The following is a 23,021-nucleotide window of genomic DNA, read 5'->3' as shown; positions in this document are numbered from 1 at the left end:
CCCCGGCGGAAACGCCGGGGCTTTTTTTGTGTACTTACAAATATATCAGGAGCCTTTACGCAGCAGCTTCAGGTGTGCGTACTTCTTTGCCGTATAGGCCGCCGTTGCCATACTCAGTTCAAGGCCACACAATCCTTCAAGAAAACCCATCTTACCAAAATAGCTTTTCAAAAACGTCAGCATCGGAGAGAACAGCAATTTCAGCAGGCCGGCGCGCTTGCCCTTCCGGAAGTACATCTCCGCCGTCAGCCGTGCATAGTTCTCCATCTTGCCGCGGTAGTCGCGGATGTTCTTTGCGGTGCGGTGCTCCACGCTTCCTTTGAGGCGATGAATATGCACCGGCTGCAGCGGCACGACCTTCTCGTGAATCAGGTCGTCGTTCCAGTTGCATTCGTGGCGGTGAAAAAGCCGGAGGCGGAAGTCGTTGCGCCAGACGCCCCAGCGGATGTAGCGCTTGCCCAGGTGGTTGCGGAGCTGTACCTGCCAGGCGTTGCCGGCTTCGGGGCGAAACGCGCCAAGTTCGTCCACCAGTGCCTCGCTGAGGGCTTCGTCGGCGTCGAGGCAAAACACCCAGTCGTTTTTTGCCAGCATCGTGGCGGCGCGGCGCGTAGGCCCGAAGCCCAGCCAGGGACCGCGGTGTACGGGTATGCCCATCGCTTCTACGATGGCGATGGTGTCGTCGGTGCTGCCGCTATCGTACACCACGATGTCGCGCACCAGCCCGCGCGCGCTGCTGATGGCGCGTTCGATATTGTCGGCTTCGTTTTTACAGATGATGACGATCGATAGGTTTGCTTGCATAGTCCGCCGGGCCCGGATCTGGTGTGAGCCACTTCCACCACCACAAAAGTAGGAACGCGTAGAGGTAAACCCCATACTGCACTTCGAGCCCAATATCGAACAAAAAACTGAAGGCCGCGCTCACGTTGAGCACCAGCCACCAGAAACGGTAGCGCACGCGACGCTGCAGCAAGGGCAGCAGCATACAGAGCGAAAACAGCAGCACACCGGCCCACCCTGCCCCCACGCCGTACACCAGCCACTCGGAGCTCGGGTAAAAGCGGTCGTTTACCAGCATGCCGGGATAGTGCGCATCGTACCACTCGTTGGCAACCGGGAAGATATCACCGAAGCCGACGCCACCGGGGTATTGACGCAGCAGGTCGAGGCCGGCGCGGATGCTGATGAAACGGTTGCCGTCGTTGGCGCCGGGCGTGTAGATGCCGCCTTTTACAAAGGTGAAATCATAGCGGATATACTGCACGCGGTTGTGAAAGGAAGGCAGGAAGCGCCAGGCCAGCAGCGGCCCCGCCACCAGCAGCAATACGGCGATGCCGCCCAGCAACCAGGAGCGGCGGCGCCAAAGCAGGTAGCCCCCCGAGGCGGCGAGGATGATGTAAAAAGATCCGAGTCCGGTACGCGCCGCGAGGATGTGGAGGTAGAGCGCATAGAAGAGGAAAAGTACGGCCAGCAGCGGCCGCAGGCGCCGCTCCGACTGCGGCCACATAAGGATCACGGTAAGTGCGGCGATGCTCACCAGCCAGCTGAAGCGCACATGATCGTCGCCGAGCGGCGTGGCAAAGGTCTGTGCCCGCAGGAAGCCTTCGTTGTGCTGCTCGAAGTGCAGCAGGTAGCCCGAAAGGCTCCAGGCGGCGCCCAGGGCCACACAGCCGAGGAAGAACCAGGCCAGGATGCGCCACTGCCGCGGCGTGAGCCACCAGTTGCCCGCGAAGGCCAACGGGAAAAAGATCAGGGGCAGCTTGATCTGCAGGGCGCCGGCCCATTCATCGGTATTGCCGCTCCAGAGGCCGCTCACCAGCGGCACCAGGAAGAGGCCGCTCATGCCGAGCAGTACGGGTTGCCGCAGCAGGTGGCGCAGCTGCGCGCCGATGTTACGGTGCAGCGAGGTCAGCGCCACAAAAGCGATCATCGAAATGGAAAGGCCCGCACGCGAAACGAAAAGGCTCAGCACCGAAAGCAACAAGATTCCCAGCAGCACCGGCTGCCGGTACTTCATGGGAAGCACCATACATTTGTAAACCTACAATAGTTTTTCATGTGGCAATCGCTGCTGGCACAATTAGGATCGGGTGATCAACGCGCGCTGGCACGCACGCTTTCCTTCGTAGAGAATGGCATTCCGGGCTACCGCGAGCTGCTGGCGGCGCTGCGCTGGCCCGCCGGCGTGCATGTAACCGGCATCACCGGCCCGCCGGGCGCGGGTAAGAGCACGCTCACCGATGGCCTCATCGGCGCCCTTGTAGATGCAGGGAAAAAAGTGGCTGTGCTTTGCGTGGACCCTTCCTCTCCTTTCAACCTCGGTGCCGTACTCGGCGACCGGATCCGGATGAGCCGCTGGTACACGCACCCTTCCGTATTTATACGGTCGCTGGCCACGCGGGGCTCCATGGGCGGCCTGCACCCGCGGATCATCGAACTCACCGACGTGCTCCGCGCCGCCGGCTTCGATCACGTGCTGGTGGAGACGGTGGGGGTAGGCCAGAGCGAGATCGAAGTGGCAGGGCTTGCCGACACCACCGTGGTGGTGCTGGTACCCGAGGCCGGCGACGAGGTGCAGACCATGAAAGCTGGGCTGATGGAGATCGCAGACATTTTTGTTGTTAATAAAAGCGACCGCCCCGACGCTGCCGTCTTCATCAGGAACCTCCGGCAGATGCTGGCGCCCGCCTTCTCGCAGCACCGCGAAGAGATCCCCATCCTGGCTACCGTTGCCCACGAAGGAAAAGGACTCGGCGAGCTGGCCGATGCGATCAACAGGCACGGCGCATCGCATCGCTACCCGGCGCGTCGCAGCTGGCTCCTGGCCGAAAAGGCCTGGCAGCTCATTCTCCAGCAGCGCATGCAGGGCCTTTCGCACGAATCGCTGCGGGCGGCTATCGACGCGGTGCCGCCGGAGGAGTTTCAGCTGTACCGGTTTGTGGAGGAGATCATGAGCCGTGAATCGTGAATCGTCAATCGTGAACGGAATAAGGCCGTCATTGCGAGCGAAACGCAGTGAAGCGAAGCAATCCCCACGGCTATGGCACTGCTCAAAACCGAAGCAAGGGAGTTATCCCATAGAAGGGGAGATTGCTTCGTCGCCTCCTTTCAGTCGCCTCCTCGCAATGACGGCACTATTGGGTTGCTCCGCTCGCCTTCTCGCAATGACGGCTTTGCAGGGCTGCAGCCAAATCAGAGATCCGCGATCTGAGATCTGAGATTTATCTTGCGCTCCATGTCCCAGCCACTCATCTCGGTTGTTATGTGCACCTACAACGGTGCCGCCTACCTGCGCGAGCAGCTCGATTCGCTGGTGGCGCAGACCTATGCCAACCTGGAGTTCGTGGTATGCGACGACCGCTCCACCGACGACACGAGGGCCATTCTTGAAGAGTACGCACGCGACAGGCGTTTCCGCCTCTTCTTCAATGAAGAGAACCTGGGCTATTCGAAAAATTTCGCCCGGGCTACGGCGCTGGCGCGCGGCGAATACATCGCGTTCTGCGACCAGGATGATATCTGGATGCACGATAAGATCGAAAAGCTGTACCGGGGCATCAACGGCCACTCGCTGGTGTACAGCGATAGTCTCCTGGTGAATGCACAGGGTGAAAGCCTCGGCAAAAAGCTGAGCGACCTGCGCAACCTCGTTTCCTTCAGCGACACGCGGAGCTTTGCGCTGTACAATATGGTGTCGGGGCACACGATGCTGATTGAGCGCGCCGTGCTTGAAGCGGGGCTGCCGATTCCGGAGAATGCCTACCACGACTGGTGGTTTGCCATCATTGCCGCCGGCCGGAAAGGAGGCGTGTACCTCAACGAGGTGCTGGCGCATTACCGGCAGCACGACCGGAACGTTACGGTCAATATCGTCACCAGGCCCGAGCAGCGCCGGCGCGGCCTCGCCGAGCGGTGGCGCCGCTACCAGGTTGCCCTCAACTGGATGCGGAACATCGTGCGCGTCACCGGCGGCGAAGAGCAGGCCTTCCATGCAAAGTTGCTGCACCTTTATGAACAGAAAAGCAAAGGCTTCTCCTGGCCGCTCTTCTTCTTCCTGGTCCGCCACCAGGAGTTGTTCCGCTACCGCCGCAAGTCGCTTCTGAGCAACCTGTTTGAAGCACGGATCCTTGCACGCGGAGAGTCGCCGGAGTAGCCCACACGAAAAGCGCGGAAATCGCATAAGCAATAACAACAAAAGCCTCGCGATGCAAGGCTTTTGTTCCAAAATTTTCCCTGAATTATCCTCTCGGGATCAGCGTCCGGTTGTAGAACACCAGGTTTTCGCCTTTCACTTCGAGGTCGAAATCGTATTTGTTGATAGCATTGAACACCGCGCGGCTCGTGCCGGGACGGTAGCGGTCGTGGGTTTCGACAAGCAGCACTTTGGTGCGCGGCAGCCACTCCTCGAAGTTCTCGGTAAACAGGTCCATCTCCGCGCCTTCGATATCGATCTTCACCAGGTCCACTGTGTCGATGCCGGCACGGCGCATAAGCCCCCCGATGGTATAAGCGGGCAGTTCATAAGAGCCCTCTCCTTCGATAGACGTCACCATGAAGGAAGCTTCGCCAAAGCCCTTATCAAGCAGGCGAAGCGTTTCTTCCCGCGGCCAGATGGCGCCGTGCAGCACCTCCACGTTGGGGTAAGGCTTCGTGTTCAGCACCGCCTGCTCGTAGTTGGCCTTTTCAGGTTCCACACTGATGATCCTCGCATCAGGAAAGCGGTTGGCAAAGTACAGGGCGGCAAGGCCCACGTTGGCACCAATGTCGAAGATCCACTTCGGTGTGATCGGCAGGTCGATGTCATAGCCGCGCGAATAATAAATCTGCTCGAACATGATATGATCGGACTGCGACAGGATATAGCGGAGATATACCGGATGCTTAAGGAAGGGAAAGCGGAACGGCTGATCCTTCTTCAGCTTATGGTGCAGGTAAAATTTCCAGCCGTCCTTCTTTCCGAAGAGGGCCTGAAGGCGCTTGCGGTATACTGACATTCTGTGAACTTGAGTGGTAGACCGCAAAGAAACGAAAGGCCCGGGGAATAACCGCGTCAGGCTGCCAGCTCCTTCGTGCCCTGCAGCTCGCGCTTCGCCTTTGACAGCGCCGAGCCGATCACCTGGTGCATATCGTAATAGCGGTATTCGGCAAGGCGGCCGCCGAAGATCACGTTGTGCTCCTGCGCCGCCAGGTCGGAATACTGCTTGAAGCGCTGCGTGTTCCTGTCGTCGTTCATCGGGTAATACGGCTCCATGCCGCGCTGCCAGGTGGCGGGGTATTCGTATGTGATCACCGTATGCTTCTGGGTGCCGAACTCGAAGTGCTTGTGCTCGATGATGCGGGTATAAGGAATATCGCGCTCGGTGTAATTGATCACCGCGTTGCCCTGGAAGTTCTCCTGCTCCAGCGTCTGGTGCTCGAAGCGCAGGCTGCGGTACTCGAGCTCACCGAAGCGATAATCATAATATTCGTCGAGCGGACCGGTATACACGATCTTGTCGGCGATGGAGCGGAAGTAGTCGCGGTCTTTGAAGAAATCGGTATCCAGCTTCACGTCGATGCCTTCAAGGAGGCCTGCCGCGAGCTTGTTGTAGCCGCCGACGGGAATGCCCTGGTATTTGTCGTTGAAGTAATTATTATCGAACGTAAAGCGCACCGGCAGGCGCTTGATGATAAAGGCCGGAAGCTCGGTGGCGCTGCGGCCCCACTGCTTTTCGGTATAGCCTTTAATCAGCTTTTCATAAATGTCGGTGCCCACCAGCATCAGGGCCTGCTCTTCGAGGTTGCGCGGCTCGGTGATATCAAGCGAAGCGATCTGCTCGTGGATCTTCGCCTGCGCTTCCTCGGGTGTGATGACGCCCCACAGCTGGTAGAAGGTATTCATGTTGAAGGGCAGGTTGTAGAGCTTGCCGTGGTAATTGGCAACCGGTGAATTGGTGTAGCGGTTGAATTCCACGAACGAATTCACAAAGTCCCAGATCGGCTTGTCGTTGGTGTGGAAGATGTGCGCACCGTAATAGTGCACATTGATTCCTTCCACGTTCTTGCAATAAATATTTCCCCCGGTGTGTTCGCGCTTGTCGATCACCAGGCAGCGCTTGCCGGCCTGGCGGGCCTGGTGTGCAAAGGTTGCCCCAAAGAGGCCAGCTCCTACAACTACATAATCGTACTCTGCCATTAGAATTTTTTGATCTTTTTGTGCTTGATGAATTGCAAAACGCGGTCAGCTGCCTCGCGCACCGAAAGGAGACGCGTGCTGTTCCCATTTTGCAAAAACTTTGCCCGTGCCTGCCGCACCCGGCCATAACGGCCGAGCAGCTGCCCGAGCGACTGCACAAAAGACCAGCGGCCGGTGAGGAGACGGGCGAGCGTCTCCAGCAGCAGCTGCAGGAAATAGACGTAGCGTGCACCCCGCGGAAGGTGGAGCGCATGAAGGAGCATTTTGTTGCGGTTGTACACGATCTCCACGAAGCGCTTGCGCGCGCCGGTGCGGATGGTGGTGGACACGCGGTGGCGGCATACGGCGTCGTACTCGTACCAGCACAGGAAGCCCATACGCCAGGCGCGCAGCGACAACTCGAAGTCCTCGACGTAAAACGGCGAAAAGAGTTCATTCAGCCCGCCGACCTTCCAATAAAGTTCGCGGCGCACCAGCGCATTGGCGCCGGAGAGGTACATCGACAAGAGGCCGCCGCGGCGTTCGTCCTCGCTTTCCGGCAGGTAGTTGCCGGAGGTCTTGATCTTGACACCGTGGAAATACGGATACTTGGCACCGTCCTGCACGATATCATCATCCCAGCCAACAATACGCCCCATTACGCCAAAGGTCTGCGGGTCGTCGAAGTAGCGGAGCTGCGGTGCGAAATAGCCCGGTGTGAGCTTTACATCCGAGTTGAGCAACAGCACCAGGTCGTACTGCGCGGCGCGTACGCCGTTGTTGACCGTCACCGAAAAGCCGCTGTTGACCGCGTTGCGGAGCAGGATGATCTGCGGGTAGTGTGCCTGCAGCCAGGTCACCGAGTCGTCGGTGGAGCAATCGTCGACGACAATGAGCTCCCAGGGCAGGGTCAGGCCGGCCAGTGCCTCGAAAACCGTGGGCAGCGTGTGGGGAAACAACCCGACGCCGTTGTAATTAGGGATGACCACGGAGATGCCTTGCATGGGCGCAAATTAAGTGAAACGGTTCCATCCGCCGGCGAAGTAGCGCATGCGGGTTGTCTGAAAACAATACTTTTGTTCCCTACCTCCATGAACGCAGCTTCTGAACAAACAAACACCCGCGCCTGGCAGCCGAGTATCTCGGTGGTGCTCTGCACCTACAACGGCGCTCCTTACCTGGGCGCGCAGCTCGATTCGATCCGCAGCCAGACCTACCCGATCTACGAGGTGCTGGCCTTCGACGACGGCTCTACCGACGGCACGCTCGACATCCTCGACCGCTATGCCGCACAGTGGCCCGAGCTGAAAGTACACCGCAACGCACAGCGTCTTGGCTTCAACGGCAACTTCCAGCAGGCGCTGCTGGCCGCCACCGGCGATGCCGTGGCCATTTCCGACCAGGACGATATCTGGATAAAGGAAAAGCTGGAGAAGTGCGTGGCTGCCTGGAATCCGGGAAGCCCGCTGGTATACTGCGACTCGATGCGCTTTGAAGGCGAGGTGCCCGAGGTGCCGAAGCGCTCGCACCATAATGTTTTCTTCAGCGGCAACGACGCGCGCAAGCTGCTTTTCGCCAACACCGTCAGCGGGCATGCCATGATCGTGCAGCGCCACTTCCTGGCCAAGGTGCTGCCTTTCCGCGAGGGCATCTACTACGACTGGTGGACTGCCTACATCGCGGCCGACAACGGCGGCGTGGTGTTCGTAGACGAGCCCCTGGTGCTGCACCGCATACACGGCAAGAATGCCTCCGGCCACAAAGAAACCACCCGTAGGGAAGCCCTGATCTATCACCGCAACGATACGATCCGTCACCTGAAGCATTTCAAGGACGCGCCGAACGTGCGCCCCGAGATCCGCGAACTGGGCGCCCGCTTTCTCGATCTGCTCACCAACCGGAAATCTACCGGCCGTAAGATCGAGCTGCTGCGCCTCATCCTGAAAAACTGGGAAGTATTTTTCTACTACCGCCGCCGCAAAAAGAATATGAATGCGGCCAGCATCTTTAAGTATGCCGCGCGCTGGGCTTTTTACGACTGATAGCCGCCACCGCCGCCCGCGATGTCTTCGCGGTTGCGTTGCCACCACCGGTAGCCGATGATGCCGATGATGGTAAGCGGCATCGCCATCAGATAGATCACCCCGTTGTTGATGCCCTTTGCCGGCTTTTCACCCATTTGCTCGGTGGTGCGGCTGCATACCGAACACTGCGCCTGCGCCGCGGGCGCGGCCGCCAGCAGGAAGCCGAATAAAGAAATACGGAGGATCGCCTTTTTCATAGCCCCGCAAAGTTAAGCCGATGACCGCTCGCATTGCCGGCTGCCGGCAATTTTAACGTGACCCGGCGCACCTATTTGCCGGTGGGCGGGTGCAGCTCCTGCGGGCGGGGTGTGCCGCAGGCCACACCGAAGTTGTTCTGGATATGATCGGCAAGACACTGGGCCCGCGCCGCCGAGAAAGGGTGCGTGCGCAGGAAGTCCTCCACCCGGCTATAGGGGTTTTCGTTACCTGCCATCCGGCGCCAGAAAGACACCACCGTGCACAGGTCGAGGCCCATGTGGTGGGTGAGGTTGATGCCGTAGTAATCGGCCTCGAGTTCGTTCTTCTGGTTGAAAGAGGCCGCCAGCAGTTGTTTCAGCTGCATAAAGGTGCCGCCGCCTTCGCCAAAGAGCTTTTCGGTGAGCCGCATATCCTGGATGGTGGCGCGGATATGCCCCACCTCGTTGTGGCCCACCTCGTGCCCGATGATGGCATAGAGCAGGGCGTCATTGCCTTTACACTGGTTCAGCATCCCGCGGGTAACATAAATGCGCCCGCCGAAGGTAAAGGCGTTGACCATCGTGTCTTCCACAGCGTAAACCGCGTACTTGATGCCCGAAGGTTTTGTGCGCTGCCGCAGCAGCTCGTTGAGCATGGCGTTCAGCCGGGTGTCGAGCGCCTTGTCGCCGACAAGCTTCATTTCCCCGGTTTCAAGAACATCCTGGTGAAAAGCCGCACCATATTCCGATTGCATCTCGTCCGTGATGCTTCCCTTCCGCACCGCGAGGTCGCGAACAAGGTCGGCCGCTTTGGAAATGCGTTGCGTGGTGCGCTCCCCGGCTACGCTGCTGTCCAGGCAGGCATAGGAATACGAAGTGGCATCCTGCCGGCTTTTGTTGTCGTCGGTGCCCAGCACGGTATCTACCCCGTTGCAGGCGAGCAGGCAGGAAAGCAGCAAGGTGAAAAACAGGGTTTTCATGCCCCCAGCTGTGCAAATGAAGGGCCAGATGGAGTGGCAACAGCTTTGCATTTCTGCACCCGAACTATGGATATTCTTTACCTCGCATTAGCCTCCCTGCTCCTGGTCACCGCCCTGCTGCCGCTGGTACCGCACCCGCATTGGGTGTTCCGCATCTGGGAGTTCGGGCGCATCCAGGCCCTGGTGCTGCAGCTGCTGACGATCGTGCTCGGGTTTGTGGCGGCGGAGCACGACACCCGCTTCTGGATCCTCCAGGGCGCGCTTTGCGTGCTGGCGGGCGGCAACATCGTAACGCTTTTTCCTTATACCCGCCTTTACCGCGTGCCGCCGCCGCCCTCGCGGAAAGGCCGCGGCGATGTGTCGCTGTTATCGGTGAACGTATACCAGTTTAACAACGAGCACCACCGCCTGCTGGACCTGGTGCGGGAAAAGCAGCCTGATATCCTGCTGACGATGGAGTCGAACAAAGCCTGGGAAGACGCGCTGGCACCGCTCGACGCCGATTACCCGCATTCGCTCAAGATCCCGATGGAGAACACCTACGGGATGCATTTTTACTCGCGGCTGAAAGTGCGGCGCCTGCAGGCGCACTACTTCGTTTCCGACGACCTGCCGAGTATCGAGGCGGAGCTCGAAGACCCGGCGGGACTACGCTTCACGGTGTTTTGCGTGCACCCGGCACCACCGAGCCCCACCGAAGAAGAAACGGCGCGCGAGCGCGACGGCGAGCTGCTGTCGGTGGCGAAAAAAGTAAAGGAGCACAACGGCCATGCGCTGGTGGTGGGCGATTTCAACAACGTTGCCTGGGCCCGCTCTTCGGTCCTGTTCCGCAAAGAGTCGGGACTCATCGACCCCCGCATCGGGCGCGGCTTTGTGTCCACCTTCCACGCGAAATACAAATTCCTGCGCTTTCCCATCGACCTCTTTTTTCATTCACCCGAAGTCTTTGTGGAGGAGTTCTGTACCCTGCGGCCCATCGGCTCCGATCACCTCCCGCTGTATTGCCATTTTTTATATCAACCCGGCCGACGGGCGGCAGGAGGCGCGGGTGGAGCAGCTGGAGGCCGGCGCCGAAGCGGAAGTGGAAGAAATGATCGAAGAAGGCAAGGAGGAGACCAGCAACCGTAAGCCGGTGGCCGAATAGGAGAATAAATGGGAGGTCAACCTCCGGCAAAAGGCGCAAAGCGCGGATCCCATTTTGTGGGCTGAAGCTCCTGCACGTGGTAATTCGCAATGGAATTCAGGTAAAACGGGTCTTCGGAAATGAGCTGCATCACCGCCTCGTGAGAAAGCCCGTGCGCCAGGATGACGCCGCCCGTGCGCGGCACCTTGGGTCCCGAAAAAACGAAGTGGCCCGCTGCGTAATGGCGGTCGAGGAAGGCCGCATGCGCCTCCAGGTGCCGGTCTACTTCTTCGGGTGCCACGCGGTAGGTGAGGGAGATCAGGAACATAAAAAAAGATTCGGTGTTACTAAGGTAAGCGCCGCGCGGGCGTGGCGTTATTTTTTGAAGAGAAAGACAGACCCTGTCGCTTCATGAAACTTTTCTGGAAATACCTGCGTCCCTACAAAGGCCTCGTGCTGCTGTCGATGGCCCTCGCGGCTGTGGCGCAGGCACTCACCTTTCTCGATCCGGTCATCTTCGGCCGCATCCTCGACCGGTATGCGCTGCATCCCGGCACGCGCAGCGAAGACGAGCTTGTGCGCGGCGCGCTTGGACTGCTGGCGCTTGCTATCGGCGTGGCGGTGGCGGCGCGCGCGGCGCGCTCCCTCCAGGAGTATGTCCTCCGCCTGCTGGTGCAACGCTTCGGCCAGTCCGTGTTCGACGATGGTCTCAAGCAAACCCTGCGGCTCTCCTTCGAGGAGTATGAAGAGCAGCGCAGCGGCGAGGCGCTCACCGTGCTGCAGAAAACGCGGCGCGATACCGAGCAGTTTCTCACCCAGGCCGTCAACCTGCTGTTCTCCACCCTCGTTGGTGTGGGCTTCCTGATATTTTACGCGATTACGAAAAGCTGGGCGCTCGTGCCGGTGTTCCTGGTAGGCGTGCTGCTGCTGGGCGGGCTCACAGGAATGCTTTCCAAAAAGATCAAAACGGTGCAGCGGCGGATCAACCGGGAGAATGCGGTGCTTTCGGGGCATATCACCGAATCGCTCCGCAACATTGAGCTCGTCAAAAGCCTCGGCCTCACCTATCCCGAGGTGCGCCGCCTCAAGACCTTCACCCGCCAGATCTTCGAGCTGGAAATGCAAAAGGTAAAGCGCGTGCGGACCCTCGGCTTCCTGCAGGGCATCACGCTCAACCTGCTCAAGCAGTCGATCCTTTTCATCCTGCTGTGGCTCATCTTCCGCAAGGTGCTCAGCGCGGGCGAGCTCATCTCGATGCAGATCATTCTCAACTACATCTTTGTTCCGATACAGGACCTCGGCACCATCATCCTGGCCTATCGTGAAGCGGAGGCTTCGCTGCACAACTTCGACACGCTGATGCAGAAGCCCGTGGAAACGCGGCCCGACGACCCGATTGATATCGGCACCTTCGAAAAGCTGGAATTCCGCGACGTGGTGTTCCGCCACCGCACGGCGCAGCACAACGCCCTGGACGGCCTCTCGTTCTCGGTACGGCAGGGCGAGTCGATCGCCTTTGTAGGCCCGAGCGGCTCGGGCAAAAGCACGCTGGTGAAGCTGCTCGTAGGGCTCTATACGCCGCGCTCGGGCAGCATTCTTTTCGACGACGTGCCGGTGAGCGCGATCCGCTACAACCGCGTGCGGCGGCAGATCGGATTTGTGACGCAGGAGACGCAGCTCTTTGCCGGCACGGTGCGGCAAAACCTGCTCTTCATCAAGCCCGGCGCTACCGACGAAGAGATGCTGGCGGCACTCGACCGTGCGGCGGCACGGCAGCTGGTGGCTGGCCCCAGGGGCCTCGATACCGTTCTTGGCGAAGGCGGCACGCGCCTCTCGGGCGGCGAGAAGCAACGCCTCTCCATCGCCCGCGCCCTGCTGCGCGCACCGCAGCTGCTTATTTTCGACGAGGCCACGGCCGCGCTCGATTCGCTCACCGAAGAGTCGATCACCGCCACGCTCACCGGCATCGCCGCCGAGCGCCGCCAGATGGTGATCTCCATTGCCCATCGCCTTTCCACCATCCGCCATGCCGACCGCATCTATGTGCTGGAAAAAGGAAAGATCGCGGAGCAGGGAACACACGAGGCGCTGCTGGAGAAAAAAGAACTTTACTACGCGCTCTGGATACAGCAGGTTGGAAGGGAAGAAGGTCTGAGCGGGTGAGTAGAGGGGAGATTACATGATTACATGAGCAAATGAATACATGAGCCGGAGAGGGATGGCTGATGTCGGATGTGTGATGTCTGATTTGTTTGCAGATCCGAGATTCGAGATAGGCAGATTTCCTGCTGCCCTCATGTAATCAGATTACATGAGCAAATGAATACATGAGCCGGAGAGGGATGGCTGATGTCGGATGTGTGATGTCTGATTTGTTTGCAGATCCGAGATTCGAGATAGGCAGATTTCCTGCTGCCCTCATGTAATCATGTATTCATGTACTCATGTAATCTGCCTTCAATCTGCTTGCATCTTTTTTGCAGTACATTCCGCCTATGACGAATTTCATCCCGATCTTCCCCCTGGGCATCGTGGTGTATCCGGGCGAGCGCCTCAACCTGCACATCTTCGAGCCGCGCTACAAGCAGCTTATTGCCGAGTGCTATGAAACAAAGCGTCCCTTCGGGATTCCCACCGTGATCAATAACGAGCTGCAGGACTTCGGCACGCTGGTGCAGATCAGCGAACTCAGCAAATTGTACGAGGGCGGCGAAATGGACATAAAGACCGAAGGGCAGCGCATCTTCCGCATCCTGGAAGTGATCCAGCAGGTGCCCGACAAACTGTACAGCGGCGCCATCGTCAACTACCCCGTTACATATGAAGATGCCAACCCCGAAACGATCCGCCGCCTTGTTGCCGGCGTGCGCGAGCTGCACAGGATGCTCAAAGTGACGAAAGACTTTAAGAAAGAAGACAGCGAGCTGCGCAGCTACGATATGGCGCACCACGTAGGCCTCACGCTTGAAGAAGAATACCGCCTGCTCAATTTCCTCGACGAGCGCCAGCGCCTTGAGTTCCTGAAGCAGCACATCACCCGGGTGGTGCCGCTCATTTCAGAGATGGAGAAACTGAAGGAAAAAATCAAAATGAACGGGCACTTCCGGAACATCGAGGGTTTTAACCTGAAATGAGCAGGGACAAAGAAGCCGTCATCAGCAAGGCCGTCATTGCGCGGCACGGAACGAAGTGTAGTGCTGAAGCAATCCCCTGCGGCCGGCCCTGCGTTTATTTGCGCTACCCGAGGCGGTGCCTGCCGTGGGTGATTGCTTCGTATGGCTTGGCCACGCTTTGCCTCCTCGCAATGACCTTCCCAGGGGTTGCTGCGTAGCGGGCTGAAAGCTGTATCTTGCCCCGCACTCAAAACTGACCGTGAACGGGAACCCTACATTCTGCCTCGATTTCGGAAATACCCGCCTGAAGCTGGCGCGCTTCGAGAACGACACCCTCCGTGAAGTGATCTTCCTGCGCGAGGACGCGCTGCAGCACCTGCGTGAGCTGCTGGAACAGTACCGGCCGGCGCGCAGCATCCTTTCATCAGTGGTGCACCACGACCCGGAGATCGAGGTCCTGCTCAGCGCGCACACGCGATTTCACAAGCTGTCCAATACCTCGCGGCTTGCCTTTACTATACCCGTAGGCAAGCCCGAAACCATGGGCGCCGACCGCCTGGCCGTTGCCGCCGCGGCCGTCGACCTGTTCCCGGGCGCGAATAACCTCGCCATCACGCTCGGAACCTGTATCACCTTCAACTTCATCAACACGAAGGGCGAGTTTCTGGGCGGCTCTATTTCCCCGGGTATGGAGATGCGCTTTCGCGCCATGCATGAATACACGGCCAAACTGCCATTGGTAAAAGGCGAATGGAATGTGCCCCTCATTGGCTACGACACCGCCACCAACCTGCAGAGCGGGGTGGTGCTGGGGATGGTGCACGAGATCGACGGCATCATTGACAGCTACGCCGCGCGTTTCGGGAACTTTAACGCCCTTTTAACCGGGGGCGACGGACCCGTTTTAACCCCCCATCTAAAAAACAGGATATTTGCAGACCCCGAACTTATTTTTAAAGGATTATATGCGATCAGCCGCGTCAACACTGACTTCTGAGAAAACCAAACATACTGCGCTCCGCCTGCTGGGTGCTTCCGCACTCGCGCTTACCTCGGTAGCCGCAGGCGCCCAGGGCAACTCGCCCTACTCGCGCTACGGCCTCGGCGACCAAATGTCGAACACCCATGTCATCAACCGCGGCATGGGCGGCATTTCCGCCGGCGATGCCGACAACGTGGATCCCACGGGGCAGTTCAACCGCAATTTCTACAGCCACATCAACTTCAGCAACCCGGCTTCTTACAGCACCTTCCTGGCGCCGCCGCAGCGCACCTCCGGCCAGAAGAAGGCCAAGGCCGGCTTCGGCCGTGTGCTTTTTGACGTAGGCGTGGCCATCGACAACCGCACCCTGCGCGCGCCGGGCGTTACCGACAAGTTCACATCTTCCGAGATCAACATTTCGTATATCCAGGTGGGTATTCCCATCAAAAAGGGCTGGGGCATGGTGTTCGGACTGCGTCCGCTCAGCCGCATCGGCTACCAGATCCAGGACAGTCGCCGGCTTCCGGGCATCGACTCGGTATTCACCGAATACCAGGGCTCGGGCGGCAGCTACCTTGCCTCCGTCGGCACCGGCGTAGCGATCGGCAACCTGAGCCTGGGTGTCAACTTCGGCTACCTGTTCGGCAACCGCGACATCTCCACCATCCGCGATTTCGAGAACGACACCGTTCTGTATTACCACGGCGTCTACCGCGAGCAGACCTCCTACGGAAAATTGTTCTTCAACGCCGGCGCACAGTACCTCGTTTCGCTCAACAAAGCAAAAGATCAGTATATCCGCTTCGGCGCCAGCGGCAACATCCGGCATAAGATGACCGCATCGCAGGACCGCACGGTAGGCACCTTCACCATCGACCCGACGAATCTGACCGACTCCGTGTTCAAGACCAAGGACAACAAAGGTGAGATCATTTATCCCTCTTCTTACACCGTTGGCTTCGTTGCCGGCGGCGGCATCAAGGGCGGTGGCTTCTGGCAGGGCGGTGTTGATGTAGTTCACAGCAACTGGGACGAATACCGCTTCTATGGTCAAACCGACGCGGTACAAAGCAATACCATCATTCGTGTTGGCGGGCAGCTGCTCCCGGCCCCGCTGAGCCGCTCGTTGTTTGGCCGCACCGCTTACCGCGCTGGCTTCGCCATCGGCAAGGACTATGTTACCGCCTCCGGTCGCCTGCCCTTCTGGAGCGCAACCGCCGGCATCGGCCTGCCGCTCGGCCACCGCAACAACATGGCGCGCAACCAGCAAACGATGCTCAACTTCGCGCTCGAATACCTGAACCGCGGCAACAACAACAACCTCCTGAAAGAAAATAATTTCCGCGTCTCCATCGGGCTTAACCTCAGTGACGCCTGGTTCCTGAAACGGAAATACGATTAATGAAGAAGCGCTCCGCAAGGGGCGCTTTTTTTTGCCGGAGAACGACGGGCCGGCTGCGCAAATCATAACAGATCTTATGAAATCTGCGTACCTACGCTCCGCGTCTTTACCGCATCTTTGCACCACTGCTTTGCGTATCGCGATCCTCATATCAGCCACACTCCTGCTTGCCGCCTGCGAGAACGACATGGCGCGCATCAACGACCTTAACAAAACGGTGCAGATGGTGGAAGAGGCAAAGGAGGTGACCACCCTGTTCAGCCAGAGCGGCAACCTCAAAGCAATCCTCAAAGCGCCGCTGATGCTGCGTTACCTGGGCGACTCCACCGTGATCGAGTTCCCGAAAAAGATGCATGTCGACTTCTACGACTCGCTGGGCAGGGTCGAAAGCTATCTCGATGCCCGCTATGCGCGCTATATCGAGAACCGCAGCAAGGTGTTGCTCCGCGATTCGGTGCAGGTGATCAACGTCAACGGCGACACGCTGCGCACCTCCGAAATGTGGTGGGACCAGAACGCGGCCATCTTTTATACCGACTCCACCGTGCGCATTACCCAGCGCGACAAGCGCATCCGCGGCGGCCGGGGCATGGTGGCAAAGCAGGACCTCACCGACGTACTCATTAAATACCCTACCGGGACGGTGCTTGTCGGCACCGATGTGCTGCCGGAATAAACGAGCAGGGTGCCGTGGTTTTGAGGCTCTGAGGTTTTAAGATTGGTTCAACCCGCGTGGCCCATTCCTATTTTTGAACCGCGCCAACCGATCTACGGTTGCACAACTCCAGAACCTCAAAACCTCAGAACCCTAAAACCTTTTTCATGGAATACCGCAGAATGGGCCGCACGGGCCTGCAGCTGAGCGCGCTGTCCTACGGCAGCTGGGTCACCTTTCACAAGCAGGTAGACGACAGCCTCGCCGACGAGCTGATGGGCCTCGCTTATGATGCCGGCGTCAACTTTTTTGATAACGCCGAAGTATATGCGGGAGGAGAAAGCGAAAAACTGATGGGACGCGTACTGCAGAAAAAGAGATGGGACCGCACCTCCTACACCGTTTCTTCCAAGGCTTTCTTCGGCTGGCGCGGAAAAGAAAACAAACCCAACCAGCATGGCCTTTCGCGCAAGCACCTTACCGAAGCCTGCCATGAAGCATTGCAGCGCCTTCAAATGGATTACCTCGACCTGTACTTCTGCCATCGCCCCGACAAAAACGTACCCATCGAGGAAGTGGTGCAGACGATGAACACGCTCATCCAGCAAGGCAAGATCCTGTACTGGGGCACCTCGGAGTGGAGCGGCACCGAGATCATGGAAGCGCACCGCGTGGCCGCCGATTACCGACTCATCGGGCCTTCGGTGGAACAGCCGCAGTACAACCTGCTGGAGCGCGAAAAGGTGGAGAAAGACTATTACAACATCTTCCGCACCGTGGGCATGGGCACCACCATCTGGAGCCCGCTGGCCTCGGGGCTGCTCACCGGCAAATACAACGAAGGCATTCCCGAAGACAGCCGCCTCGCCCTCGAAGGTTTCGACTGGCTGCGCGACAAGCTGATCGCCGATGAAAAGCTTGCCAAAGTGAAGCGCCTCGGCACGCTGGCGCAGGAGCTCGGCGTTCAGCAATCAACGCTCGCCATCGCCTGGACGCTGAAGAATCCCAACGTCACCACCGCCATCCTCGGCGCCACCAAACGCAACCAGCTGGAAGAAAACCTAAAGGCACTCGAAGTGCTCCCGCTGCTCACACCTGAAGTGCTCCAACGCATCGAAGACATCATGGAAACGAAGCCGAAGCTGCCGGATTTCTAAGGCGGAAAAGGGAAAGAAGGTTCGGAACCGCTAAGAAAAGAAGTTGAATAAGCGATTCGCTAAGGAATACGATTGAAAAGGTCCCCGCAAGCGGGACCTTTTATTTGACTGCTGTTATCTAACCAACCTCAAAACCTCAGAACCATAGAACCTCAGAACCTTTCTTAGCGTATCAACTTCTTTGCTTTTTCTCTTTGCGGTGAAAAACTCTTCTTTACCTTTCTCTCATGACTTTCCAAAACAAAACGGTATTCATCACCGGCGGATCGCGCGGCATCGGCAAGGCCATTGCCCTGCGCCTCGCCCGCGAAGGAGCCAACGTAGCCATCGCCGCGAAGACAGCCGAAGCACACCCGAAGCTGGAAGGCACCATCCATACCGCGGCGGCGGAGATAGCGGCTGCGGGCGGCAAGGCACTTGCCCTGCAGGCCGATATCCGCTTCGAAGACCAGATCAATGCGGCGGTGCAGCAGGCAGCGGATCACTTTGGCGGTATCGATATTTTGGTGAACAATGCCAGCGCCATCAACCTGGTGCCCACCGAAACCCTCGAAGCAAAGCGCTTCGACCTCATGCACGGCATCAATGTGCGCGGCACGCTGCTGGTATCGAAGGCCTGCATTCCTTACCTCAAAAAAGGTAGCAACCCGCATATTCTCAACCTCTCCCCGCCGCTCGACCTCGACCCGCGCTGGTTTGGTCCGCACCTCGCTTATACGCTGAGCAAATACGGCATGAGCATGATCGCGCTCGGGCTGGCCGAGGAGCTGAAGCCGCAGGGCATTGCGGCCAACGCCCTCTGGCCGCGTACCACCATCGCCACAGCAGCCGTACAGAACCTGCTCGGCGGCGACTACCTCGTGCAGCGCAGCCGCACACCCGACATCGTGGCCGAAGCGGCCTTCGCCATTCTTTCGCGAAACTCAAAGGAATGCACCGGCAACTTCTTCATCGATGAAGAAGTGCTGCAGCAGGAAGGCATCACCGACTTTTCGAAGTACGCGGTGAACCCGGAGAACGAGTTGCAGAAGGATTTGTTTATCGCTTGAACATGTGAGGAAGCCGGAGAGAAGGAACGCTGATTCCGCATGCGGAATACGCAGATTGGTTATGATCTATACGGATTTTGGTACCAATATCCGTGTGCATCATAACCAATCATAAGAAATCCGCGTTCTTTCTCTCCGCTTCTAAATCACTTTGTAATTCTTGTAGGTAAACGGCCGCCAGCCGGTCCACTTCTCCATGAAGTTCTTGAACTTGTCTTTCTTTCGCAGCCAGTTGCGCGACATATCCCACTCGAACTTCCAGTCCATCTTCGCAATGCGCTCCTGCATCACGGCGGGGTGACGGCCTTCAAAGCGGGCCAGCGAGTTGACCAGCGAAAAAGCATAGCCCTCGGGCACCACCACATTGTCGACATCCGAAACATTATCGATCGTGCCTTCGGCACCGTGGTTGATGATGTCCTTCACATTGAACTTGGCCTTCATCACCTTCGGATCCTGCACCCAGCCATAGTGATGCACATAAGCGTCCACCGGCTTCACGCGCAGCTTCTGGTTGTTGCCCTTCCGAAATCCCTGTGCGTCTTTATACGAATAAAAATCCGGTCGCTTGCGCAGCACGCGGATCTCGTGGCGATACCAATGACCTTCGGCACCCACGTAGTTGTAGGAACCAAAGAAGTGCCGGTACCTGAGCAGGAGCCCGTCCACACGCTTGTTATCCAGCCAGCGGGTCATCGCGGCGCGCAGGTTGTCGTAGCCATCTTCGTGGAGCACTTCGTCGCCCTGGATATAGATGCACCAGTCGGCATCGGCGGGAATCGCGGCATAAGCCTTGTCGGTTTCCACGGCCAGCACGCGTCCGCCTTCTTTCAGGGTATCGTCCCACTCGGTGTCAATGATGCGCACTTTGGGGCTGATGGCCGCCACCAGCTCGCGGGTATTATCCGTAGAGCGGCCCACGGCCACCACCACCTCGTCGCAGAGCGGCAGGATAGAGCGGATCGCTTCCACGATCGGGTATTGAAACGTGGCCGCGTTGCGGATGAAGGAAAAGCCGACGACTTTCATGAACTACAGTTAGGCGTTCGTTTCATTTTCTTCTGCAGGCACGTCATCCGACTTCTCGGGGCGCATCTGCGGGAAGAGCAGCACATCCTGGATCGATACGTTGCCGGTGAGCAGCATGCAGAGGCGGTCGATGCCGATGCCGATGCCCGCCGTGGGCGGCATGCCGTATTCGAGGGCGCGCAGGAAGTCGTAGTCGATGAACATCGCCTCGTCGTCGCCGCGCTCCATCAGCTTCACCTGGTCTTCGAAGCGCTCCCGCTGGTCGATGGGATCGTTGAGCTCGGAGTAGGCATTGGCGATCTCCTTGCCGTTGATCATCAGCTCGAATCGCTCCACGAGGCCCGGCTTGCTGCGGTGCTTCTTGGTAAGCGGGCTCATCTCCACCGGGTAATCGGTGATGAAGATGGGCTGGATATAATGATGCTCGCAACGCTCGCCGAAGATGGTGTCGATCAGCTTGCCTTTGCCCATCGAAGGGGCCACTTCCAGTCCGAGCTTGCCGCATACTTCGCGGAGGCCGGCCTCATCCATCTCGCTTACATCGAAGCCGGTGTGCTCCTTGATGGCTTCATAGATCGGTACGCGCTTGAAGGGTGCCTTGAACGATATCGTTTTGCCGCCGATGATGCTTTCATCGGTTCCGTTGACGGCGATGCAGGTGCGCTCGAGCAGCTGCTCGGTCACGTTCATCATCCAGAAATAATCTTTATAGGCCGTGTACCATTCAAGGATGGTAAACTCGGGGTTGTGCGTGCGGTCCATGCCTTCGTTGCGGAAGTTGCGGCTGAACTCATATACCCAGTCGAAGCCGCCTACGATGAGGCGCTTCAGGTAAAGCTCGTTGGCGATACGCAGGTAAAAAGGCACATCGAGCGCATTGTGATGCGTGATGAAGGGGCGCGCCGCCGCACCGCCGGGGATCGACTGCAGCACCGGCGTATCCACTTCGAGGGCGCCGTGCTCGTTGAGAAACTCGCGGATGGCGTTGATCATCTTCGTGCGCTTCACGAAGGTTTCTTTTACCAGCGGGTTTACCACCAGGTCGGCGTAGCGCTGGCGGTATTTGAATTCGGGATCGGTAACAGCGTCGAAGGTCTGTCCTTCGGCCACCTTCACCACCGGCAGCGGGCGCAGCGATTTGCCCAGGAAGGTGAGCTCCTGCACGTGCACGGAGATCTCGCCCATCTTGGTGCGGAATACAAAGCCTTTGATGCCGATGAAGTCACCGAGGTCGATGAGCTTCTTCCACACGTTGTCGTACAGCATGGTGTCGCCGTCGGTGGCGATGTCGTCGCGGCGCACATACACCTGGATGCGGCCCTGGCTGTCCTGCAGCTCGGCGAAGGCAGCCTTGCCCATGTCGCGCACGCTCATTACGCGGCCGGCGAGGCAAACGGCGGCGAAGTCGTCTTTGTTATCGTCGTTAAATACGGCTTTGATCTCCTGCGAATAGTGACTCACGGGATAGAGGGCTGCGGGATAAGGCTCGATGCCGAGACGCTGGAGTTCGGCCAGCTTCTCGCGGCGGATCAGCTCCTGCTCGGAAAGGTGTTGTGTGCTCATGTTCCTGGAAAAAGTGCGGCAAAGGTACGATCGTGAATCGTCTCCCGAAGCTTCGGGGTATGAATCGTGAATGCAACCCTTGCCGCCAGGCAGTTTACAGCGCGATCCGAAGGTGCATCGCGGCAAAGGAATGGCGTGCGGCGGGATAGGGCAGCAGGGCGGCTTCAGGGGCGAGCACCACGCGCGCAAGGCGCCGGTTGCGGCCGCTGGCCACGAAAAGGGGAATGCTTCCGGCTACGAGTGCGAGCCCGCCGACGGTCAGCCCCACACCGGTGCGCTCGCGTGCTTTGCGGCGCATCCGCTGCGCTTCGGTCTCCACCTGGTAGATGTCGCGGTAATCGGGCTTGAGCATGAACACGCCGATGAGCGAGAGCGTGAGCCCGCTGCCGAGGGAGCTCAGGGCAACCACCTTCTGGCGCCGCGACTTACGGAGGTACCAGTCGGGCGAATACGGCTCGGTCACACCGGGCGGCTCCGGCCGCCTTTGGGCAAAAGCGCCGGTAGCAGGCAGCAGCGGGAACAGCAGGGTGACAAATGCCTTGCACATACGCATGAGCGCCAAGATACTACAGGTAATTAAATGTGTTGCGCAACCGCAAACGCGACTGTGGCCTTCTTTTTGAAAGTACGCCGTCAAAATAGAGCCCCATGTATCGATATATTTTGCTGCTCAGTCTTGCTGCACTGCCGTTCACCTCCTGCGACACCATTAAGAACCTGCCCGGCGCGGGCACCTATGCCCCCATTACCGAGGCGGAAGCCGCCGAAGGCATCCGCCAGGCCCTCGACCAGGGCGTAAGCCGCGGCATCAGCACGCTCAATGCGCGCGATGGCTTCTTCGGCAATGCCGCGTACAAGATCCTGATGCCGCCGGGCGCCCAGCGTATTGAAACAACGCTCCGCGACCTGGGGATGGGCTCGATGGTCGACCGGGCCATCCTGCAGGTGAACCGCGCCGCCGAACAGGCCGTAGTGCAGGCCCGTCCCATCTTTGTGGACGCGCTTCGCCAGATGACCATCACCGATGCCCTCAACATCGTGCGCGGCGGCCGCAATTCCGCTACGCAGTATTTCCGGGACAAAACCACCGCCGCACTCATCACGGCCTTTACGCCCATCATCCGCAGCACCCTCGACCAGGTGAACGCCACGAAATATTACGACGAGGTGATCGGCATCTACAACGGCTTTCCCACCACGCAGCAGAAGCTCAACCCCGACCTCGTTTCCTATGTAGCCGGCAAGGCCGTCGACGCACTCTTTGACCAGGTGGCACAGGAAGAAGCCAATATCCGCGCCAACGCCGCCGCCCGTACGACGGATGTGCTGAAGCGGGTGTTTGGGGCTGCCGCCAATAACCGCGGCTAAGCCGATATAATGAACACGGAACAGGGAATCAGGAACACGGAACCGCAGAACCTTAGAACCCCGGAACCTTAAAGCCCTTCTTATCGTCCTGCCTTCCTAATTTTAGGCATGACCTTTACCAACCCGCCCATCGACCTTGCCGCCCTGCCACCGGTAGCCGGGCTCGGGCTGCAGGCGCCCGAGCCC

General features: G+C 58.8%; 23 protein-coding genes. 12 read left to right on the top strand and 11 right to left on the bottom strand.

Going from position 1 to position 23,021, the window contains the following annotated elements; genetic code table 11:
* Positions 1-45: 45 nt before the first annotated feature.
* Together EPD60_RS13655 and EPD60_RS13650 are read right to left on the bottom strand one after the other, a co-directional pair.
* Positions 46-801 (bottom strand): glycosyltransferase family 2 protein, encoded by a 756-nt coding sequence (locus EPD60_RS13655; RefSeq protein ID WP_165871547.1) that lies wholly within the window; start codon positions 799-801, stop codon positions 46-48.
* Positions 767-2,017, bottom strand: coding sequence for an O-antigen ligase family protein (locus EPD60_RS13650; protein ID WP_131450081.1), 1,251 nt, complete (start codon positions 2,015-2,017; stop codon positions 767-769). The genes EPD60_RS13655 and EPD60_RS13650 overlap by 35 nt, the downstream gene beginning before the upstream one ends.
* A gap of 39 nt (positions 2,018-2,056) precedes the next feature.
* On the opposite strand from EPD60_RS13650, the gene meaB reads away from it, so the two are divergent.
* Both meaB and EPD60_RS13640 read left to right on the top strand, forming a co-directional pair.
* Complete coding sequence (gene meaB, locus EPD60_RS13645; RefSeq protein WP_131450080.1) at positions 2,057-2,968, top strand: methylmalonyl Co-A mutase-associated GTPase MeaB; 912 nt, start codon at positions 2,057-2,059, stop codon at positions 2,966-2,968.
* 267 nt (positions 2,969-3,235) lie between these two features.
* Positions 3,236-4,153, top strand: coding sequence for a glycosyltransferase family 2 protein (locus tag EPD60_RS13640; protein WP_131450079.1), 918 nt, complete (start codon positions 3,236-3,238; stop codon positions 4,151-4,153).
* Between the two features lie 85 nt (positions 4,154-4,238).
* Here the strand turns inward: EPD60_RS13640 and EPD60_RS13635 are convergent, their stop codons facing one another.
* Genes EPD60_RS13635 through EPD60_RS13625 form a run of 3 tightly spaced genes read right to left on the bottom strand, consistent with a single transcriptional unit; the run spans position 4,239 to position 7,158 of the window.
* Positions 4,239-4,994 (bottom strand): FkbM family methyltransferase, encoded by a 756-nt coding sequence (locus tag EPD60_RS13635; RefSeq protein WP_131450078.1) that lies wholly within the window; start codon positions 4,992-4,994, stop codon positions 4,239-4,241.
* 56 nt (positions 4,995-5,050) lie between these two features.
* The gene (glf, locus tag EPD60_RS13630; RefSeq protein WP_131450077.1) at positions 5,051-6,175 is read right to left on the bottom strand and encodes a UDP-galactopyranose mutase; all 1,125 of its coding nucleotides are present in this window, start codon (positions 6,173-6,175) and stop codon (positions 5,051-5,053) included.
* Positions 6,175-7,158, bottom strand: a complete 984-nt coding sequence (locus EPD60_RS13625) for a glycosyltransferase family 2 protein (protein ID WP_131450076.1) — start codon at positions 7,156-7,158, stop codon at positions 6,175-6,177. Before EPD60_RS13625 ends, glf begins: the two co-directional genes overlap by 1 nt.
* An 87-nt stretch (positions 7,159-7,245) precedes the next feature.
* Here EPD60_RS13625 and EPD60_RS13620 point away from each other — a divergent pair, with 87 nt between their 5' ends.
* Positions 7,246-8,196 carry a glycosyltransferase gene (locus EPD60_RS13620; RefSeq protein WP_131450075.1) on the top strand — a complete coding sequence of 317 codons (951 nt, stop codon included), beginning with the start codon at positions 7,246-7,248 and terminating at the stop codon, positions 8,194-8,196.
* Here the strand turns inward: EPD60_RS13620 and EPD60_RS13615 are convergent.
* Positions 8,187-8,435, bottom strand: a complete 249-nt coding sequence (locus tag EPD60_RS13615; protein ID WP_131450074.1) for a hypothetical protein — start codon at positions 8,433-8,435, stop codon at positions 8,187-8,189. The genes EPD60_RS13620 and EPD60_RS13615 overlap by 10 nt on opposite strands.
* Positions 8,436-8,506: 71 nt before the next feature.
* A complete protein-coding gene (locus EPD60_RS13610) occupies positions 8,507-9,394 on the bottom strand; it encodes a M48 family metallopeptidase (protein WP_165871546.1) in 888 nt (295 codons plus the stop codon).
* A 66-nt stretch (positions 9,395-9,460) separates the two neighbouring features.
* Here EPD60_RS13610 and EPD60_RS13605 point away from each other — a divergent pair, with 66 nt between their 5' ends.
* On the top strand, positions 9,461-10,522 hold the full coding sequence (locus EPD60_RS13605) for an endonuclease/exonuclease/phosphatase family protein (protein ID WP_207896658.1): 1,062 nt from the start codon (positions 9,461-9,463) through the stop codon (positions 10,520-10,522).
* Between the two features lie 32 nt (positions 10,523-10,554).
* Here EPD60_RS13605 and EPD60_RS13600 read toward each other — a convergent pair whose 3' ends face one another.
* Positions 10,555-10,845 (bottom strand): YciI family protein, encoded by a 291-nt coding sequence (locus tag EPD60_RS13600; RefSeq protein ID WP_131450072.1) that lies wholly within the window; start codon positions 10,843-10,845, stop codon positions 10,555-10,557.
* A gap of 83 nt (positions 10,846-10,928) precedes the next feature.
* Here EPD60_RS13600 and EPD60_RS13595 point away from each other — a divergent pair, with 83 nt between their 5' ends.
* The 7 genes from EPD60_RS13595 to EPD60_RS13565 all read left to right on the top strand — a co-directional run bounded on the left by EPD60_RS13595 (position 10,929) and on the right by EPD60_RS13565 (position 18,875).
* A complete protein-coding gene (locus tag EPD60_RS13595; protein WP_131450071.1) occupies positions 10,929-12,680 on the top strand; it encodes an ABC transporter ATP-binding protein in 1,752 nt (583 codons plus the stop codon).
* A 332-nt stretch (positions 12,681-13,012) separates the two neighbouring features.
* Positions 13,013-13,651, top strand: coding sequence for an LON peptidase substrate-binding domain-containing protein (locus EPD60_RS13590; RefSeq protein ID WP_131448160.1), 639 nt, complete (start codon positions 13,013-13,015; stop codon positions 13,649-13,651).
* A gap of 238 nt (positions 13,652-13,889) precedes the next feature.
* Positions 13,890-14,627, top strand: a complete 738-nt coding sequence (locus EPD60_RS13585; protein WP_131448161.1) for a type III pantothenate kinase — start codon at positions 13,890-13,892, stop codon at positions 14,625-14,627.
* Positions 14,596-16,014, top strand: a complete 1,419-nt coding sequence (locus EPD60_RS13580; RefSeq protein WP_131448163.1) for a hypothetical protein — start codon at positions 14,596-14,598, stop codon at positions 16,012-16,014. Before EPD60_RS13585 ends, EPD60_RS13580 begins: the two co-directional genes overlap by 32 nt.
* A 130-nt stretch (positions 16,015-16,144) precedes the next feature.
* Positions 16,145-16,690 carry an LPS export ABC transporter periplasmic protein LptC gene (lptC, locus tag EPD60_RS13575; RefSeq protein WP_165871447.1) on the top strand — a complete coding sequence of 182 codons (546 nt, stop codon included), beginning with the start codon at positions 16,145-16,147 and terminating at the stop codon, positions 16,688-16,690.
* A 146-nt stretch (positions 16,691-16,836) separates the two neighbouring features.
* Positions 16,837-17,826 (top strand): potassium channel beta subunit family protein, encoded by a 990-nt coding sequence (locus EPD60_RS13570; protein WP_131448167.1) that lies wholly within the window; start codon positions 16,837-16,839, stop codon positions 17,824-17,826.
* A 227-nt stretch (positions 17,827-18,053) separates the two neighbouring features.
* The gene (locus EPD60_RS13565; RefSeq protein ID WP_131448169.1) at positions 18,054-18,875 is read left to right on the top strand and encodes an SDR family oxidoreductase; all 822 of its coding nucleotides are present in this window, start codon (positions 18,054-18,056) and stop codon (positions 18,873-18,875) included.
* A 141-nt stretch (positions 18,876-19,016) separates the two neighbouring features.
* Here EPD60_RS13565 and EPD60_RS13560 read toward each other — a convergent pair whose 3' ends face one another.
* The 3 genes from EPD60_RS13560 to EPD60_RS13550 form a co-directional block, all read right to left on the bottom strand.
* Complete coding sequence (locus tag EPD60_RS13560) at positions 19,017-19,904, bottom strand: glycosyltransferase family protein (RefSeq protein WP_131448171.1); 888 nt, start codon at positions 19,902-19,904, stop codon at positions 19,017-19,019.
* Positions 19,905-19,913: 9 nt separating this feature from the next.
* Positions 19,914-21,467, bottom strand: coding sequence for a lysine--tRNA ligase (gene lysS / locus EPD60_RS13555; protein ID WP_131448173.1), 1,554 nt, complete (start codon positions 21,465-21,467; stop codon positions 19,914-19,916).
* Between the two features lie 94 nt (positions 21,468-21,561).
* The gene (locus tag EPD60_RS13550) at positions 21,562-22,014 is read right to left on the bottom strand and encodes a hypothetical protein (RefSeq protein ID WP_131448175.1); all 453 of its coding nucleotides are present in this window, start codon (positions 22,012-22,014) and stop codon (positions 21,562-21,564) included.
* A gap of 101 nt (positions 22,015-22,115) precedes the next feature.
* Here EPD60_RS13550 and EPD60_RS13545 point away from each other — a divergent pair, with 101 nt between their 5' ends.
* Positions 22,116-22,835, top strand: a complete 720-nt coding sequence (locus tag EPD60_RS13545; RefSeq protein ID WP_131448177.1) for a DUF4197 domain-containing protein — start codon at positions 22,116-22,118, stop codon at positions 22,833-22,835.
* Positions 22,836-23,021: the final 186 nt, after the last annotated feature.

The organism is Flaviaestuariibacter flavus (genome assembly GCF_004337505.1).
GTDB lineage: Bacteria > Bacteroidota > Bacteroidia > Chitinophagales > Chitinophagaceae > Flavisolibacter > Flavisolibacter flavus.
The sequence above is the reverse complement of the archived record's forward strand: the minus strand, read 5'-3'. Positions and strand labels throughout refer to the sequence as shown.